At 63.7% G+C, this 14818-nt stretch carries 15 protein-coding genes; 8 read left to right on the forward strand and 7 right to left on the reverse strand.

Annotated elements, in window-relative coordinates:
• Positions 1 to 187: 187 nt before the first annotated feature.
• The 3 genes from AC0YKC_RS05160 to AC0YKC_RS05170 all read right to left on the reverse strand — a co-directional run bounded on the left by AC0YKC_RS05160 (position 188) and on the right by AC0YKC_RS05170 (position 2662).
• Complete coding sequence (locus tag AC0YKC_RS05160) at positions 188 to 1621, reverse strand: aldehyde dehydrogenase family protein (RefSeq protein ID WP_488510365.1); 1434 nt, start codon at positions 1619 to 1621, stop codon at positions 188 to 190.
• Positions 1622 to 1784: 163 nt separating this feature from the next.
• Positions 1785 to 2168, reverse strand: a complete 384-nt coding sequence (locus AC0YKC_RS05165; RefSeq protein WP_488510366.1) for an ACT domain-containing protein — start codon at positions 2166 to 2168, stop codon at positions 1785 to 1787.
• A gap of 29 nt (positions 2169 to 2197) precedes the next feature.
• Positions 2198 to 2662 (reverse strand): GNAT family N-acetyltransferase, encoded by a 465-nt coding sequence (locus tag AC0YKC_RS05170; RefSeq protein ID WP_434722431.1) that lies wholly within the window; start codon positions 2660 to 2662, stop codon positions 2198 to 2200.
• 346 nt (positions 2663 to 3008) lie between these two features.
• Here AC0YKC_RS05170 and AC0YKC_RS05175 point away from each other — a divergent pair, with 346 nt between their 5' ends.
• On the forward strand, positions 3009 to 4070 hold the full coding sequence (locus AC0YKC_RS05175; protein WP_488510367.1) for a YeiH family protein: 1062 nt from the start codon (positions 3009 to 3011) through the stop codon (positions 4068 to 4070).
• Positions 4071 to 4095: 25 nt separating this feature from the next.
• On the opposite strand, the gene AC0YKC_RS05180 is transcribed toward AC0YKC_RS05175, so the two are convergent.
• From AC0YKC_RS05180 to AC0YKC_RS05190, 3 genes are read right to left on the reverse strand one after another with little or no spacing between them, the layout of a single operon-like run.
• Positions 4096 to 4605, reverse strand: coding sequence for a GAF domain-containing protein (locus AC0YKC_RS05180; protein WP_488510368.1), 510 nt, complete (start codon positions 4603 to 4605; stop codon positions 4096 to 4098).
• 35 nt (positions 4606 to 4640) lie between these two features.
• The gene (locus AC0YKC_RS05185) at positions 4641 to 5192 is read right to left on the reverse strand and encodes an N-acetyltransferase (RefSeq protein WP_488510369.1); all 552 of its coding nucleotides are present in this window, start codon (positions 5190 to 5192) and stop codon (positions 4641 to 4643) included.
• A complete protein-coding gene (locus AC0YKC_RS05190; RefSeq protein WP_488510370.1) occupies positions 5189 to 5497 on the reverse strand; it encodes a type II toxin-antitoxin system TacA family antitoxin in 309 nt (102 codons plus the stop codon). The genes AC0YKC_RS05185 and AC0YKC_RS05190 overlap by 4 nt, the downstream gene beginning before the upstream one ends.
• A gap of 176 nt (positions 5498 to 5673) precedes the next feature.
• Here AC0YKC_RS05190 and AC0YKC_RS05195 point away from each other — a divergent pair, with 176 nt between their 5' ends.
• The 6 genes from AC0YKC_RS05195 (at position 5674) to AC0YKC_RS05220 (ending at position 12567) form a co-directional block, all read left to right on the forward strand.
• A complete protein-coding gene (locus AC0YKC_RS05195) occupies positions 5674 to 6102 on the forward strand; it encodes an NUDIX hydrolase (protein WP_488510371.1) in 429 nt (142 codons plus the stop codon).
• On the forward strand, positions 6099 to 7076 hold the full coding sequence (locus AC0YKC_RS05200) for a GlxA family transcriptional regulator (RefSeq protein WP_434722426.1): 978 nt from the start codon (positions 6099 to 6101) through the stop codon (positions 7074 to 7076). The genes AC0YKC_RS05195 and AC0YKC_RS05200 overlap by 4 nt, the downstream gene beginning before the upstream one ends.
• A 295-nt stretch (positions 7077 to 7371) precedes the next feature.
• Positions 7372 to 8667, forward strand: a complete 1296-nt coding sequence (locus AC0YKC_RS05205; protein ID WP_320297339.1) for a M24 family metallopeptidase — start codon at positions 7372 to 7374, stop codon at positions 8665 to 8667.
• Positions 8668 to 8944: 277 nt separating this feature from the next.
• Positions 8945 to 9622: an isochorismatase family protein gene (locus AC0YKC_RS05210; RefSeq protein ID WP_488510372.1), complete on the forward strand. Its 678-nt coding sequence runs from the start codon at positions 8945 to 8947 to the stop codon at positions 9620 to 9622.
• A gap of 5 nt (positions 9623 to 9627) precedes the next feature.
• Positions 9628 to 10635 carry an alpha/beta hydrolase gene (locus tag AC0YKC_RS05215; protein ID WP_488510373.1) on the forward strand — a complete coding sequence of 336 codons (1008 nt, stop codon included), beginning with the start codon at positions 9628 to 9630 and terminating at the stop codon, positions 10633 to 10635.
• 291 nt (positions 10636 to 10926) lie between these two features.
• Positions 10927 to 12567, forward strand: coding sequence for an ABC transporter substrate-binding protein (locus AC0YKC_RS05220; RefSeq protein WP_488510374.1), 1641 nt, complete (start codon positions 10927 to 10929; stop codon positions 12565 to 12567).
• A gap of 69 nt (positions 12568 to 12636) precedes the next feature.
• On the opposite strand, the gene AC0YKC_RS05225 is transcribed toward AC0YKC_RS05220, so the two are convergent.
• Positions 12637 to 13713, reverse strand: coding sequence for a LacI family DNA-binding transcriptional regulator (locus AC0YKC_RS05225; protein ID WP_434725707.1), 1077 nt, complete (start codon positions 13711 to 13713; stop codon positions 12637 to 12639).
• 194 nt (positions 13714 to 13907) lie between these two features.
• Between AC0YKC_RS05225 and AC0YKC_RS05230 the strand changes: the two genes are divergently transcribed.
• Positions 13908 to 14744, forward strand: coding sequence for an ABC transporter substrate-binding protein (locus AC0YKC_RS05230; RefSeq protein ID WP_320297343.1), 837 nt, complete (start codon positions 13908 to 13910; stop codon positions 14742 to 14744).
• Positions 14745 to 14818 lie beyond the last annotated feature (74 nt).

Consider the following 14818-nt stretch of genomic DNA (forward strand, 5'->3'; position numbering starts at 1 on the left):
AGCGCTATACAAGTGATTTGTCCGGTGAAGAATACGCTCTGAAGAGCCGTTGCTACCGCAGCCCAAGCGGCGCGGTCGCAAGCCATTGGATGGATCTTAATTTCGAGTGCGGCTCTCGGCCCAAATGAAAAGGCGCGGCCGAGACCGTGCCCTTCCCAAGCTCTTCGGAGGCCTGGTCTCCGGGCGCTTACTCCGCAGCCTCGTAGCCGGCGATGCCCTTGATCTCGAGGAAATCCTCCAGGCCGTATTCGGCGTATTCGCGGCCATTGCCGGATTGCTTGTAGCCGCCGAAGGGCAGGCCGGCGTCCCAGGTCGGGTAGTTGATGTAGACATTGCCGGAACGCATGCGTGCCGCCACGGCGCGCGCCTTCTCGATATCCCTGGCCTGGATGTAGGAGGCCAGGCCGTAGACCGTGTCGTTGGCCTGCTCGACCGCCTGCTCCACCGTGTCGTACGGCATGATCGACAGCACCGGCCCGAAGATCTCTTCCCTGGCGATGCGCATGTCGTGCGTGACATTGGCGAAGACGGTCGGGCGGACGTAGTAGCCGCGATTGAGCTCGGCCGGCCGGCCGGGGCCGCCGGCGACCAGCGTGGCGCCCTCGTCGATGCCGCTCTGGATCAGGTCCTGGATCTTGTCGAACTGGATCTGGCTGACCACAGGGCCGAGCTTGGACGCCGGCGCGTCGGCAGGGCCGACGGTGAATTTCTCCGCCGCCTTCTTGGCATAGCCGGCCGCCTCGTCATGCCGGTCGCGCGGCACGAACATGCGGGTCGGCGCGTTGCAGGACTGGCCGCTGTTGCCGAAGCAGCCGGCGACCCCCTTTGTAACGGCCCGCTCGAGATCGACATCGGGGAACAGGATGTTGGCCGACTTGCCGCCGAGCTCCTGATGCACGCGCTTGACCGTGTCGGCCGCCGCCTTGGCGACCAGGATGCCGGCGCGGGTCGATCCGGTGAAGGACATCATGTCGACATCGGGATGGCCGGCCAGCGCCTGGCCGACGCCCGGGCCGTCGCCATTGACGAGGTTGAAGACGCCCTTCGGCACGCCGGCCTCGTCGATGATCTCGGCGAAGATGATGGCGTCGAGCGGCGCAATCTCGGACGGCTTGAGCACCATGGTGCAACCGGCGGCAAGCGCCGGGCCGACCTTGCAGGTGATCTGGTTCAGCGGCCAGTTCCAGGGCGTGATCAGGCCGACGACGCCGATCGGCTCCTTGACGATGAGCGAGGAGCCTTTGACATGGCGGAACTGGAAGATCTTCAGCACCTCGGCCATCTTTTCCAGATGCGCCTGGCCAACGCCGACCTGGCTGTCCAGCGCCATCTGGCGCGGCGCGCCCATCTCGCGCGAGACGGCGAGCGCCAGGTCCTTGCTGCGCTTCTTATAGATTTCGATGACGCGGTTGAGGATATCGAGCCGCTCCTCGACCGAGGTGAAGCCGAACGTGTTGAAAGCGCGCTTGGCGGCGGCCACCGCCTTGTCGACATCCGCCTTGGAGCCGAGCGAAATCTGCGCGAAAGCGTCCTCGTTCGAAGGGTCGATGACGTCGAGCGTGTTCGGCACCACGGGATCGACCCACGCGCCGTCGATATAGAATTGCAGATTGTGTGGCATCGTTTCGCTCCCTGCGGGCCGCTTTGCTCGATTGTGGTGAGGCGGTCGTCGTATATCGCCAGAAATAACGATGCGGCATGTGCTCTGTCAAACGCAAGCGAGAAGTGCTTGAGCCAGCGCGTCGGGCATTGCGCCAGAGCTGGTGTCGCCGCCACATTCTCGACTAGAGCAGCCTATGCCCTGCCTCCCCCAGCAAGCGTATCGCCGCGCCCCCGTCCGCGGCCTTCACCAACAGGTGGTCGCCGTCGAAGGTGGAGACGACAAAGACGCCCAGGCCATTGTCCGACAGCGGCCTGACGACCGACAGCACGATGCCGGTTTCGCCGAAGGCAAAGGGGCCTTCGAATTTGAAAGCAATCCAGTCGTTGTCCTGCCTGACGGCAGCCGGGACACGCTCCTGCAAACAGACGATCGACAGTTCGTCCTGCGTCCTGCTGATGCTGACGAAGCCTGCTCCGTCCGCCCAGTCAGGAATAGTTTCTCCAGCTTCAAGACGTGAAATCGCATAAGGACCGGGAAGTTGCTTCAGTCGGATACGGGCAGCCATTCGTCGAACTCCGTCCTTGGTTGGCGCGGTCACGGGAGGCTCTTGCTCATATAGACCGTCGTGCCGTTCATGAACGGCTCCTCACGGTCGACCGCATAGCCGTGCCTTTTGTACAGCGACACATTGGCCTCGAAGGCGCTATTGGTCAGCAGGCGAAGTTCGCGAAAGCCAGCTTCAAGCGCCGCGCGCTCGGCGCTGTCGAGCAGCTTGCGCCCGATACCCCTGCCCTGCGCCGCGGGAGCCACGGCCACATTCTCGATCCAGATATGATCCTCATGCGCCATCGTTTCGATCAGGCCGATGATGCGGCCGTTCTCGATGGCGAGCTCGAATCGATGCTCGCGGACGGCCTTGTCGTAATCGACGCGCATCGGCAAGGGTTCGCGGCCGATCACCGGCACCCATTTGGCATAGGCTTCGCGCACGACAGCCTTGATGGCCGCGGCATCCGCCGGTTCGGCCGGCCGAAACTCCAGGGAAGAAACGACGCTCATTCAGACACTCCAAATGCAAAAAACCCGCCGATCGTTGCGATGGGCGGGGCTGGGATGAAAGAACCGGGGTGACTTGCTAGCCGGCCTTTGTCTTCACGCAATCAGCTTGCCGCTCCTTCGAACGGCGGCGTCGCTGCGGATTTGCGAAAAAGGCGGTCATGGCCGGAAGTTGGACCGGGAGCCGAGCGGCTGTCAAGCCGGCAGCGCCGAGCGGCGGGCGTATCGCCTCGTCTGGCGAACCGCTAGCGCATCGTTCGTAAAAATCGATCATTATAACTCGAATAATTCGTTGGAAAGATTGGTTCTGGAATGGCATTTCGGCGGCGAAAGTGTCTGGAGAATTCAATTGTCTTTCCTGCCCGCCACCGCGAACGATCTTCCAAACAGCCTGAATTCGGCCAAAGCCGGGCACAATCGCCCCGCCCTGACCTCGATCTCAACCGGCGTCGTGCCGGGACTGGTGCTGGTGGCGATGATCACCAGCGTCGCTTATTCGGCGCGCGGCTTCTCCGGCCTCACGCTGTTCAGCCCGATGATCCTCGCCGTCGTCGCCGGCATGGTCTATTCCAACGTGCTCGGCGTGCCCGCCCACGCCAAGGCCGGCATCGCCTTTTCGCAAAAGCGCCTGCTGCGCTTCGCCATCGTGCTGCTCGGCTTCCAGCTGACGCTCGGCCAGGTGGCGGGCATCGGGTTTGGCGGCGTCGGCATCGTCGCGGCCACGCTCGGCGCCACCTTCCTCTTCACCGTCACGCTCGGACGGCTGATCGGCGTCGACCGCAAGCTCGCGCAGCTCATCGCCGCCGGCACCTCGATCTGCGGCGCCTCGGCGATCGTCGCCACCAACATCGTCACCGATGCGCGCGACGAGGATGTCACCTACGCGGTTGCCGCCATCACGCTGTTCGGCACCGTCGCCATGCTCGGCTTCCCGCTTCTGGCGCCGGTATTCGGCCTCGACCAGCACGCCTTCGGTCTCTGGGCCGGCGCCTCGATCCATGAGGTGGCGCAAGTGATCGGCGCCGGCTTCCAGAACGGCACGCTTGCCGGCGAGACAGCGACCGTCGCCAAGCTGACGCGTGTCGCCATGCTGGCGCCGATGGTGATCGCGCTCGGCCTGATGGCGCGCCGTGGCAACACCGACGCATCCGGCGCCAAGCCGCCGATGCCCTGGTTCGTGGCTGCTTTCGTCGCGGTCGTGGCGCTGAACAGCCTGGTCGCGATTCCGGCCCAGCTCCATGCCGCAATCGCCCTGGCCGCTCAGGTGATGCTGACCATGGGGCTCGCCGCCATGGGCCTTCAGGCCGACATTTCCCAACTGCGCTCGCGTGGCCTGCGGCCGCTGATGCTGGCCTTCTTGGCCTTCATCTTCATCGCCGGCTTCAGCCTGGTGCTGGTGCGGTTCGCCTGAGATCGAGGTAGGGTCGCCTTACCTCTTAGTCCTCGTCATCGTCCTCTAACTCACACGCCGCGACATAGATCGCGGCCAACTTCTCGATGCCGGCCAGGTCTTCCTTGTCGAAGCGCCCGGGCAGCGGGCTGTCGAGGTCGAGCACGCCGAAGGCGCCTTCGGCATCGCGCAAAAGCACGACCAGCTCGGAACGCGAATCGGCATCGCACGCGATGTGGCCAGGAAATTCGTTGACGTCCTTGACCAGCATCGACATGTCGAGCTCGATGGCCTTGCCGCAGACGCCCTTGCCGACGGCGATGCGAACGCAGGCGGGCTTGCCCTGGAAAGGCCCGAGCACCAGTTCGTCCTCGGAGGCGAGGAAATAGAAGCCGGCCCAGTTGAGGTCGGGCACCATCTGGTAGATCAGCGCCGCCGTGTTGGCGGCGTTGGCGACGGAATCGCCCTCGCCTTCCAGCAGTGCTTTCAATTGCGTGGCCAACTCCTTGTAGAAGGCCGGCTTATTGCTCGTGTCGATTGCCGTTGCCGCAAACATCGCTTGATCTCTCCGTTGCAAGCCAGCCGCGAGGCTTACTGGTTGTGGCTCATCAGTTCCTGAACGGTTTTGATGGGCAGGAACAGTCGTAATTCGTTGGATGGCAATGCGCTGAAACCATGATCGACATAGAGCTTTTTCCTGCGCGCTACCTTGGCCGGGTCGCCGCAATCCAGCACATCCAGCATGACAACAGCAATACCGATTTGGTCGGCAACCCTCGCTATGCGTGCCAGCGCGTCAAGCAAAAGATCGCCGCCATATCCTTTGCCCGTGTATCGCAGATCGACGCCCATCATCGACAGATAGGCCGCAGGGATGCTCCCATGCCCTGGCCGGGTTCTCCCATATTTGTGCGGCAATTCGCTATAATCCACCGAGTGCGAATTGATGGCGTAAAAGCCGATCAGGTCTTCAGCTGAACCGAGCATCACGAGGACACGAAGATTGTCGGCTTTGGATAGCTTGTTGGCTGTCCTTTTGAAGAAATTGTCGACCTGATCCACGCCACAGGAAAAAGCCGTTCGATCATGCTTTTCGGGATCGAACGGCTCTATGATGTTGGCGACTTCAGGCTGTCGCGTCACTTGGAAATGACGGTTTTGGTATAGCGGGCAAACGACGCCCGTAGCCGATCCGTCGGCTGCGGGGGATTGTCGAGGGCCGCAAAGAAGGCAGCACGATCAACAGGCCGCAGAGCGGTGCGCTCATGAGCCTCTATCGTTTCCATGGCGGCCCTGTATGCGGCATTCATCGTGAAAACCGAGTCATCGACACCGGCAAGAGCCGCGGCTTGCTGAATCGCTTTCTTGATGCGCGGTTTTGTGCGGAAGTTCATCCGCTCGCTGCTGCGCTCCTCGATCTCTGGAATTTCATCATGGAAAGTTTCCATGCTCCTGCTCCTTTGTGTATATATGTACGTCGCATCGGCGTACAAATCAAGGAAATCGCACAAGTGTTGCGGCAGCCACAGACACATCCTGGTCGTTTCTCCGTTGCAAGAACATTGAGGCGCCCGATACAGTCCGGCCTCTCTGCCACCAAAACGCCGCCGGGAAACTGCCTATCGTGACCACCAGCCACTCCAGAACAGCGAGGGCCAGGACGATCCATATCGCCGCCGCTGTCATCCGCGACCACGGCGGCAGGCTGCTTCTGGTGCGCAAGCGCGGCACCAGCGCCTTCATGCAGGCCGGCGGCAAGATCGAGCCGGGCGAGTTGCCGGCCGCCGCCCTTGCCCGCGAATTACGCGAGGAGCTGGGCGTGGCCGTCGATCCGGCCGCGGCCTTCCATCTCGGCTCCTTCTCGGCGCCTGCCGTCAATGAGCCGGATGCCCGCGTCGAGGCCGAGCTGTTCGAGCTCTCCATCACCGGCGAGCCGGTCCCGGCGGCCGAGATCGAGGAGATGATCTGGCTGAACCCGGATCTGGCAAACGGCATGGAGCTCGCGCCGCTCACCGCCGATATCGTGCTGCCGCGCTACGGTCGTCAGCCATGAGTTCACGCAACCAGCCAAAACAGGAGGCGGGCGGAGCGCCCCTCACCTTCGCCGTGCTGGTCTTTCCCGGCTTTCCGATGATGGCGTTTTCGTCCGTCATCGAGCCGCTGCGCGCCGCCAACGTGCTTGCCAGGCGCGACTGCTACCGCTGGGTGATCGTCGGCGCCGACCGTGGCACGGTCGAAGCCTCCAACGGCGTCGTCATCCAGCCGGGCTTTTCCGCGGCGGACGCGCCGAAGGTCGACCGCATAGTGGTCTGCTCGGGCGGCGACGCCGACCATGTCGTGGCCGACGAGGCGATGAGCTGGATTCGCAAAAGCCTGCGCGGCGGCGCGCATATCGGCGCTGTCGCCGACGCCGCCTTCTTCCTCGCCCGCGCCGGCCTGCTCGACGGCCATGCCTGCACCTTGCACTGGACCAGCCAGGCCGCCTTCACCGAGGCTTTTCCGGATATCGAGCTTCGGCGCGATCTCTTCGTCATCGACCGCAAGCGCTTCACCTCCGCCGGCGGCGTCGGCAGCCTCGACATGATGCTGGAAATCATCACGCGCGACTGTGGCGCCGAGATCGCGGCGGGCGTCGCGGAGTGGTTCGTGCACTCTCCCTTGCGCTCCAGCGTCGACCGCAAGCTGATGCCGCTCAGGCTGCGCACCGGCGTGCAGAACGAACTGGTGCTGTCGGCCATCGCCATCATGGAGGACGCGGTGGAGGAAAGGCTTGGCATGGCCGAGCTGGCCGAGCGGCTGGGCGTGTCGTCGGACAAGCTCGAGCGCAATTTCCGGGCTGAATTGGACGTCTCGCCCAACGGTTACTACCGGCGGCTCAGGCTGAAGCGGGCGGCCGATTTGTTGGCGCATTCGACGCTGATGGTGCGCGACGTGGCCCTGGCCTGCGGGTTTGCTTCGATGTCGAGCTTTGCGAGAGCGTTTCGGGAAGAGCATGGGCACGCGCCGAAGGCGGTGCGAAGGCATTAGGCACGCGTTCTTCCTACCACGCCGAGTTCCTTCACACCCCCCCTCTGGCCTGCCGGCCAACTCCCCCGCAAGGGGGGAGATCAGCAGTTCCGCCGACGGCACTGTTCCTGCAACGTCGGCCATTGGCGAAAGTGACGGCGACATCCAATCTCCCCCCTTGCGGGGGAGATGTCCGGCAGGACAGAGAGGGGTGCTGTCCCGCCGACATCTCTGCGGCACTCAGCACAACATCTGCGGAATGCCGCACAAGCTCCAAACGCCATCCGGCTATGGTCTCCGCAACAGGAGGCCCCGCATGAGCATCGTCGTTTTCGACCCCGACAGCACCGAGGATGTGGACTTCAAGGACCGCATGCGCCATCCGGTCGCGGCCGATCCGGCCGGCGGCATGTGGCTGTCCGACACCGAGCCGTCCTTCATCGACGCGGACGCGCTCCGCAAGGGGCGGCTGGCCAAGCTGCGCGCCTGGATGCGCGAGGCGGGCTATGGCGGCGTCGTGCTGTTCGATCCCTACAACCAGCGCTATGCCACCGGCTCGCGCAACATGTTCGGCTATTTCCTGCGCAACTCGACGCGATACTTCTTCGTCCCGACCGAAGGGCCGGTCGTGCTGTTCGAATATCCGCAGAGCTACCATGTCTCGATGGTGCTCGACACGATCGACGAGGCGCGGCCTTCCAAGCTCGTCTGGTCGTCCGTCTCCGGTCGCGACGACGAGACGGCCGGGCCCTTCGCCGACGAGATCGCCGAGTTGCTCAAGAAGCATGGCGGTGGCTCGATGAAGCTCGGCCTCGATCGCTGCAGCCATCTGCAGGCGCTGGCGCTGGAAAAGCGCGGCTGCGAGGTCAAGGACTGCCAGGGCGAGATCCTGGCCGTGCGGGCCGTGAAGACGCCGGAGGAAGTGAAGTGCCTGCAGGCCTCGATGGCCGGCGCCGAGGCTGCGGTGGCGGCCGTGCGCGAGGCGATCAAGCCCGGCGTTTCCGAAAACGAGCTGTTCGCCATCATGTATGGCGAGGTCATCCGCCAAGGCGGCGAGTTCATCGAGACCCGGCTGCTCACCTCGGGGCAGCGCACCAATCCGTGGTTCAACGAGGCGAGCGGCCGCAAGATCAGGCCGGGCGAGCTTGTCGCGCTCGATACCGACACGATCGGTTGCTACGGCTACTATTCCGACTTCTCGCGCACCTTCCGCTGCGGCCCGGGCAGACCGACGCCCTACCAGAAGTCGCTCTACCGCATGGCGCACGACCAGGTGCAGCACAATATCGGCATCGTGAAGCCCGGCATGGCCTTCAGGGAGATCGCCGAAAAGGCGTGGAAGATCCCGGACCGTTTCGTCGACCAGCGCTACACTTCGGTCATGCACGGCGTCGGCATGCATGGCGAGACGCCCTTCATCGCGCATTCGATGGACTACGAGACCTATGGTCGCGACGGCATCATCGTGCCCGGAATGGTGGTCAGCGTCGAAAGCTATATCGGCGAGAAAGGCGGCCGCGAGGGCGTCAAGCTCGAGGACGAGATCCTGATCACCGAGACCGGCACGGAGCTGCTCTCGCGCTTCCCGTATGAGGATGAGTTTTTGGAATGAGCGAAGTGATGTCGGCGTCCACTGCCAGCCGGTGCGCAATACCGCAAGGCTTCGAGACTAGCCGTGGCGTACCTGCCGTCGTCATTCCAGGGCGGAGCAAGGAGCGAAGCGACGCGGCGCAGACCCTGGAATCCATGCCGTTCCGTCTCCGCTTCGCCACGGTGCGGAATTCTGTTAGGCAGCGATCGACAACCAAGGTAACGGCATGGAATCCAGGGTCTTCGCGACGCCGCTACGCGGCTGCTTCGCCCTGGAATGACGAAGTTCGGGCATCCGCATGAAAACCCCCATTTCCATCCGACGCGGCACGGTGGCCGCGGTGTTCATCGATCTCCAGGAGGAGCATCGCAAGGACAAGCGCTATCTGGTCGAGGGGTTTGCCGACATCCTCGCCAACGTCCAGCGCCTGCAGGAGGCGGCGCGGCGCAATTTCGTGCCGCTCCACCACTGGGCCTATATCGTCGATCTCGCCGAGGCGCGGCCATTCCATCCCGTCGACGAGAGCGGCAAGTCGGCCTTTTCCGACAAGGACGATCCGCTGACGGCGATCTGCCATGAAGTGGCGCCGCAAAACGGCGAAGCCATGCTGGTCAAGCAGGAAGCTAGCGCCTTCGGCAGGAACGATTTTGGCGACAAGCTCAAGGCAGCCGGCATCGAGTGGCTGGTCATCGCCGGCGTGTGGACCGAGGCCTGCATCGACGCCACGGTGAAGGACGCGGTGGCGCGCGGCTTTCGCGTGCTGCTGGTCAAGGACGCCTGCGGCAGCGCAAGCACCGCCATGCACCAGACCGGTATCCTCAATCTCGCCAACCGGCTCTATGGCGGCGCCGTCGCCAACACGCTCGACGCCTGCCGGCTGATGGCCGGCGACACGGTGAGCGTCTGGCAGGTCGAAGGGTCGGTGCCGCTGCGTTTCACTTTCGAGAACGCGGCGCGGCTTTACGCCGAGCTCTGACGACAGTGGTCAGCAACCCAAGCAATTCGACGAGCCGCGGCAAATATGCCGATCGGCTCGACCCGGAGCTGTGGGACTATATCGACAAGGTCGACAGCTGGTACCCGCCGGAGATCGTGGCCGCGCCGATCGCCGAGCAGCGCGCGGTGTACGACAAGATGTGCGTGGCGTTCCATCAGGGTCATCCCGAAGGCGTGACGACCAGCGACCGCCTCGTCGCCACGGCGGCGCATGCGATCCCGGTCCGGCGGTACCGCCTTGCGGATAAGGCGGCGGCAGCGGTTGTCGTGTACTATCACGGCGGCGGCTTTGTGCTCGGCGACCTCGACAGCCATGACGACATCTGCGCCGAGATCTGCGCCGGCACCGGTTTCGAGGTGGTCTCGGCCGACTACCGGCTGGCGCCGGAGCATCTGCATCCAGCCGCCTTCGACGATGCTTTTGCCGTGTTCGAGTGGGTCGCCGCGACCAGCACGCTGCCGATCGTCCTTTGCGGCGAAAGCGCCGGCGGCAATCTCGCCGCCGCGGTGGCGCAGGCGACGCAGCGTCATATGCGGCCCGCCATTGGGCAGATGCTGATCTATCCCGGGCTGGGCGGCGACGAGAGCGGGCGCTTTTACATCGAGCATGCCGAAGCGCCGCTGCTGACGCTCGCCGACATCGACTTCTATCGGCGCGTCCGTTCCGCACCCGGGCAGCCACAGGACGACCCGACCTTCTCGCCGCTCAAAGACCGGGATTTCTCCGGCCTGCCGCCGACGATCATCGTCACTGCCGAATGCGATCCGCTCTCCTCGGACGGCGAAGCCTATCGCGACCGGATTGTTGCATCTGGCGGACAGGCCTTGTGGCGCGAAGAGAAGCGGCTGGTGCACAGTTTTCTGCGGGCGCGTGCAACGGTGCCAAGGGCGGCGGAGGCGTTTGCCAGAATTATCGGCGACATCGGCAAGCTGGGTGCCGGCGGTGACGCGCTGATCTCCCTCCGCGTGGGGGTTGAGGAGCGGTCCGCGTAGCGGACGCAAAGCCAAGCAATTGGCTTTGCGTCCGCTACGCGGATCGCTCCTCAACTCTCACAAGGGGGAGATCAGCTGTATCAACGCCTTGCGGAACAGCGCACAAGAACTGCGGAAATCCAACCATTTCGCCGCGGGAAGCGGACCTATCATTCCCTCGCAGGCAACGGCGCCCTGGCGGTCGCATCCGCCCCCGCCTCGCGATCTCGGGGCGACCGTTGGCTTCGTGCAACTCGTTGCCCCAACAGACCGCCGCGCGGGCAACATGCGCCAACAACAGAGGGAACGACGATGAAATTCATGCTGACCGACAGAAAACTGCACCCGCAGGCCAAGCCGATCGCCGCCGATTTCAAGACCGGCGCGATCAGCCGGCGCGAATATCTGGCTTTGATGGCCGGCTTCGGCGTCAGCGCCGCCGGCGCGATGGCGCTGGGCGGGATCGCTCCCTCGCCTGCCCGTGCCGCCGAGCCGAAAAAGGGCGGCGTGCTCCGCGTCGCGATGAACGTCAAGGGTTTCAAGGATCCGCGCACCTTTGACGGCGTCGAGATGTCGAATGTCGCGCGCCAGTGCAACGAATATCTCGTGCGCTGGAAAACCGACTTTTCCTTCGAACCCTGGCTGCTGGAAAGCTGGGAGACCAGCGACGACGCCAAGACGATCACGCTTCACGTGCGCAAGGGCATCACCTGGTCGAACGGCGACATTTTCAATGCCGACGACGTGATCCACAACCTCAACCGCTGGTGCGATGCCTCGGTCGCCGGCAATTCGGTCGCGGCGCGCATGGGCGCGCTGGTCAACGCCGACACCAAGAAACCTGTCGACGGCGGCATCCAGAAGGTCGACGACTACACCGTCAAGCTCAACCTGTCGAAGCCCGACATTTCGCTGATCGCCGGCATGGCCGACTATCCGGCACTGATCATGCACCGCTCCTATGAGGGTGATGCCGACCCGAAGAAGGCCCTGGCCATCACCACCGGCCCTTGCGAGCTGGTGAGCTGGGACGCCGAGACGGGCGCCGAGGTGAAGCGCAAGGACAAGCCCTGGTGGAAGGGCGAGTTCCATCTCGACGGCATCAAATGGGTCGACTACGGCTCGGATCCCAACGCCACGCTGTCGGCCTTCGAATCCGGCGAGATCGACACCGACCACGAGACCGCGTCGGACGCAGTCTCGCAGACGGACAAGATGGGCCTGCAGAATTCGGAAATCGCCACCGGCTCGACCATCGTCGCGCGCTTCAACGTCGGCAATGCGCCCTATGACGACGTCAAGGTGCGCCGGGCCGCCCAGCTCGCCGTCGACAATGCGGCGGTGCTGAAGCTCGGCATCGACGGCCGCGGAAAGCCGGCCGACAACCACCATGTCGGCCCGATGCATCCCGAATTCGCCGATATCGGCCCTGCCAAACGCGATGTCGACCAGGCCAAGAAGCTAATCTCGGAAGCCGGCAAGGCCGACCATGAATATGAGCTGATCTCTGTCGACGTCGAATGGCAAAAGAGCACCGCCGACGCGATCGCCGCTCAAATCCGCGAGGCTGGCCTCAAGATCAAGCGCACCGTTCTGCCGGCCGCGACCTTCTGGAACGACTGGGCCAAGTTCCCCTATTCCTGCACCGAGTGGCTGGGACGTCCGCTCGGTGTCCAGGTGCTGGCACTCGCCTACAAGTCGGGCGCGGCGTGGAACGAAAGCGCCTATGCGAGCAAGGAGTTCGACGAGCTTCTCGACAAGGCGCTGGCGACCCCGGACGCGGCGGCGCGCAAGGAGATCATGGCCAAGATCGAACAGAACCTGCGCGACTCCGGCATCATCATCCAACCCTATTGGCGCTCGGTCTACCGCACCTATCGCAAGGGCGTGCAGGGCTGCGAACAGCACCAGGCGCTCGAGCAGCATTTCGAAAAAGTCTGGCTGAAGTCCTGATCCTTCCGGAACTGAGACGGCCGGCGCGACCTTCCAGTCGCGCGGGCCGTTTGTGGCGGCATGCACGGGTCAGGATCGATCGTCCGATTGGGTCAGGGGGCCACCTACCGACATCCGCTCGATGATCGTCGTCGGCAGGACTATCCTTTCAGGTGGCCGGTCATCGCCTTTCAGGCGGCGGATGAGCAGCTCCGCCGCCGATTTTCCGAGCGCGTAGACCGGCTGATCGATCACGGTAATCGGGGGCGTCGTCACGCTGGTCCAGTCGGCATCGTGGAAGGTCACCAGCGATATGTCCCGCGGAATGCCGAGGCCGCATTCCCGGATCGCCTTGAAGAGATCGAGCGCCACGACGCTGTCGGAGGCCAGGATTGCGGTTGGCCTGTCGGCGCTCCGGAGCAACTGCACCAGCGAGGCATGCGACCTCTCCGACCGCCTGCTGCCGAAACGGATGTTGCGCTCCGCATCCTCGATGCCGGCTTGGCGGCAGGCTTCAAGGAAGCCCAGTATGCGCTCGCGCACCGTGGAAGTATTGATCCTTGAGGCGGCACCGCGAAAATCCCCGGACAGCACCGCGGCGGTGACATAGGCGATTCTACGGTGCCCGGCTTCGGTCAACATGCGCGTGGCGCGTAGCGCGGCGTCGCGGTCATCGACCGTGACCGTGTCGACATCGAGCTCCGGCAGTGCCCGGTCGAGCAGCGTCAGCGGGCAGGAAATCTCCCGGAGGTGGGCGATGTCTCCAGCCTGGGCGGGCGTGACGATCAGGCCGTCGACCTGCTTTGCCAGGAGCACGCGTATAGCGTTCCTTTCCGCTTCGACCTCCTCACCCGAGTTGGCCAGGATGACGTTGATGCCCGACAACCGCGCGATATCGCTGATGCCACGCACCGCGAGCGAGAAGAAGGGATTTTCGATATCACCGACGACGACGCCGATACTGCCCGAACGGCCGGTCGTCATGCTGCGCGCCAGCTCATTCGGTCGATAGTCCAGCGCCTTAGCCGCTTCCAACACGGCCACGTGCACCGCCTGACTGACCCGGCCATAACCGCCCAGAACGCGCGCGGCGGTCGCCTTCGAAACCTTCGCCTCCCGGGCTACGTCGCTAACGGTGATCGAGGAAATCTTGGGCGGCCGCTTCATTGTGGACAAGTCACACTCTCAAATTCGTTGACGGATGCTCGTCGTCGTGGCTACAAATGTCAAGAGACCGGTCTCAAGCCAACTTGAGACCGGTCTCACGATAACAAGAGCGCGACAGGCGCCGGATCGCAGGCCGTACAGAAAATTGTTCGCTGTGCCCCCGCACGGGCCGATCTTCAGAGTGGAGAACAACCATGAATATCAGAGGTCTTTTCATATCAAGCCGGCGTCAGCGCGTCGGCTCCTTGATCTTGGCAGTCGCACTTGCAGTCCTATCGCTGCCCAAGGCCTGGGCGACGGACAACCCATACAATCTCATAGACCCAAAGACGATCAGCGTCGGCACGATGGGAGATGCCAAGCCCTATGCCTTCACCACGGCCGACGGCAAGTTCACCGGTTTCGATCTCGAATTCTTCCTGAACGTGGTGGGCCGGATGGGCTTCAAGCCGGACCAGGTGACCTTCACCGGCCAGGAATTCTCGGCGCTGATGCCATCGGTCGCCAACCAGCGCTTCGACGTCGCGGTCGCCGCGATCGGAACGACCGAGCAGCGGAAGAAGACCGTCGATTTCTCAGACGGCTATCTCGCCGGATATCTGTCGGTGCTGACGTCGGACCCCAAGATCACCTCCGCCGACGGCCTTGCCGGCAAGCGGCTGGGCGTCGTCCAGGGGACGCTGCAGGAGATTTACGCGACCAAGAATTTCAAGAACACGGACCTGGTGAAATTCCCGGATAACAACTCGGCCATCGCCGCGCTCAACAACGGCACGATCGACGGTCACTTCCTCGACTATGAAGCCGCCAAGCAATATGGCGAGCGCTATCCGAGCCTGAAGATCGCCGTCAACATCCCGTCGTTCGACGCACCCGCTGGATTTGTGGTGCGCAAAGGCAACGACGCGTTCCGCGAGGCGCTCAACAAGGGCATCCACGAAGCCATGCAGGACGGCACCTGGCGGGACCTCTACCAGAAATGGTTCCCCGGATCCCCGATGCCGGATCAATACCTGCCCAAGAAGAACTGACCTGGGCTCGGCCGCCGGCGCGAATGCCGGTGGCCATTCCCTTGGCAGACCGCAAATGATCGGCCGAGCGGCAA

It is taken from the genome of Mesorhizobium sp. CNPSo 4661 (genome assembly GCF_057784215.1).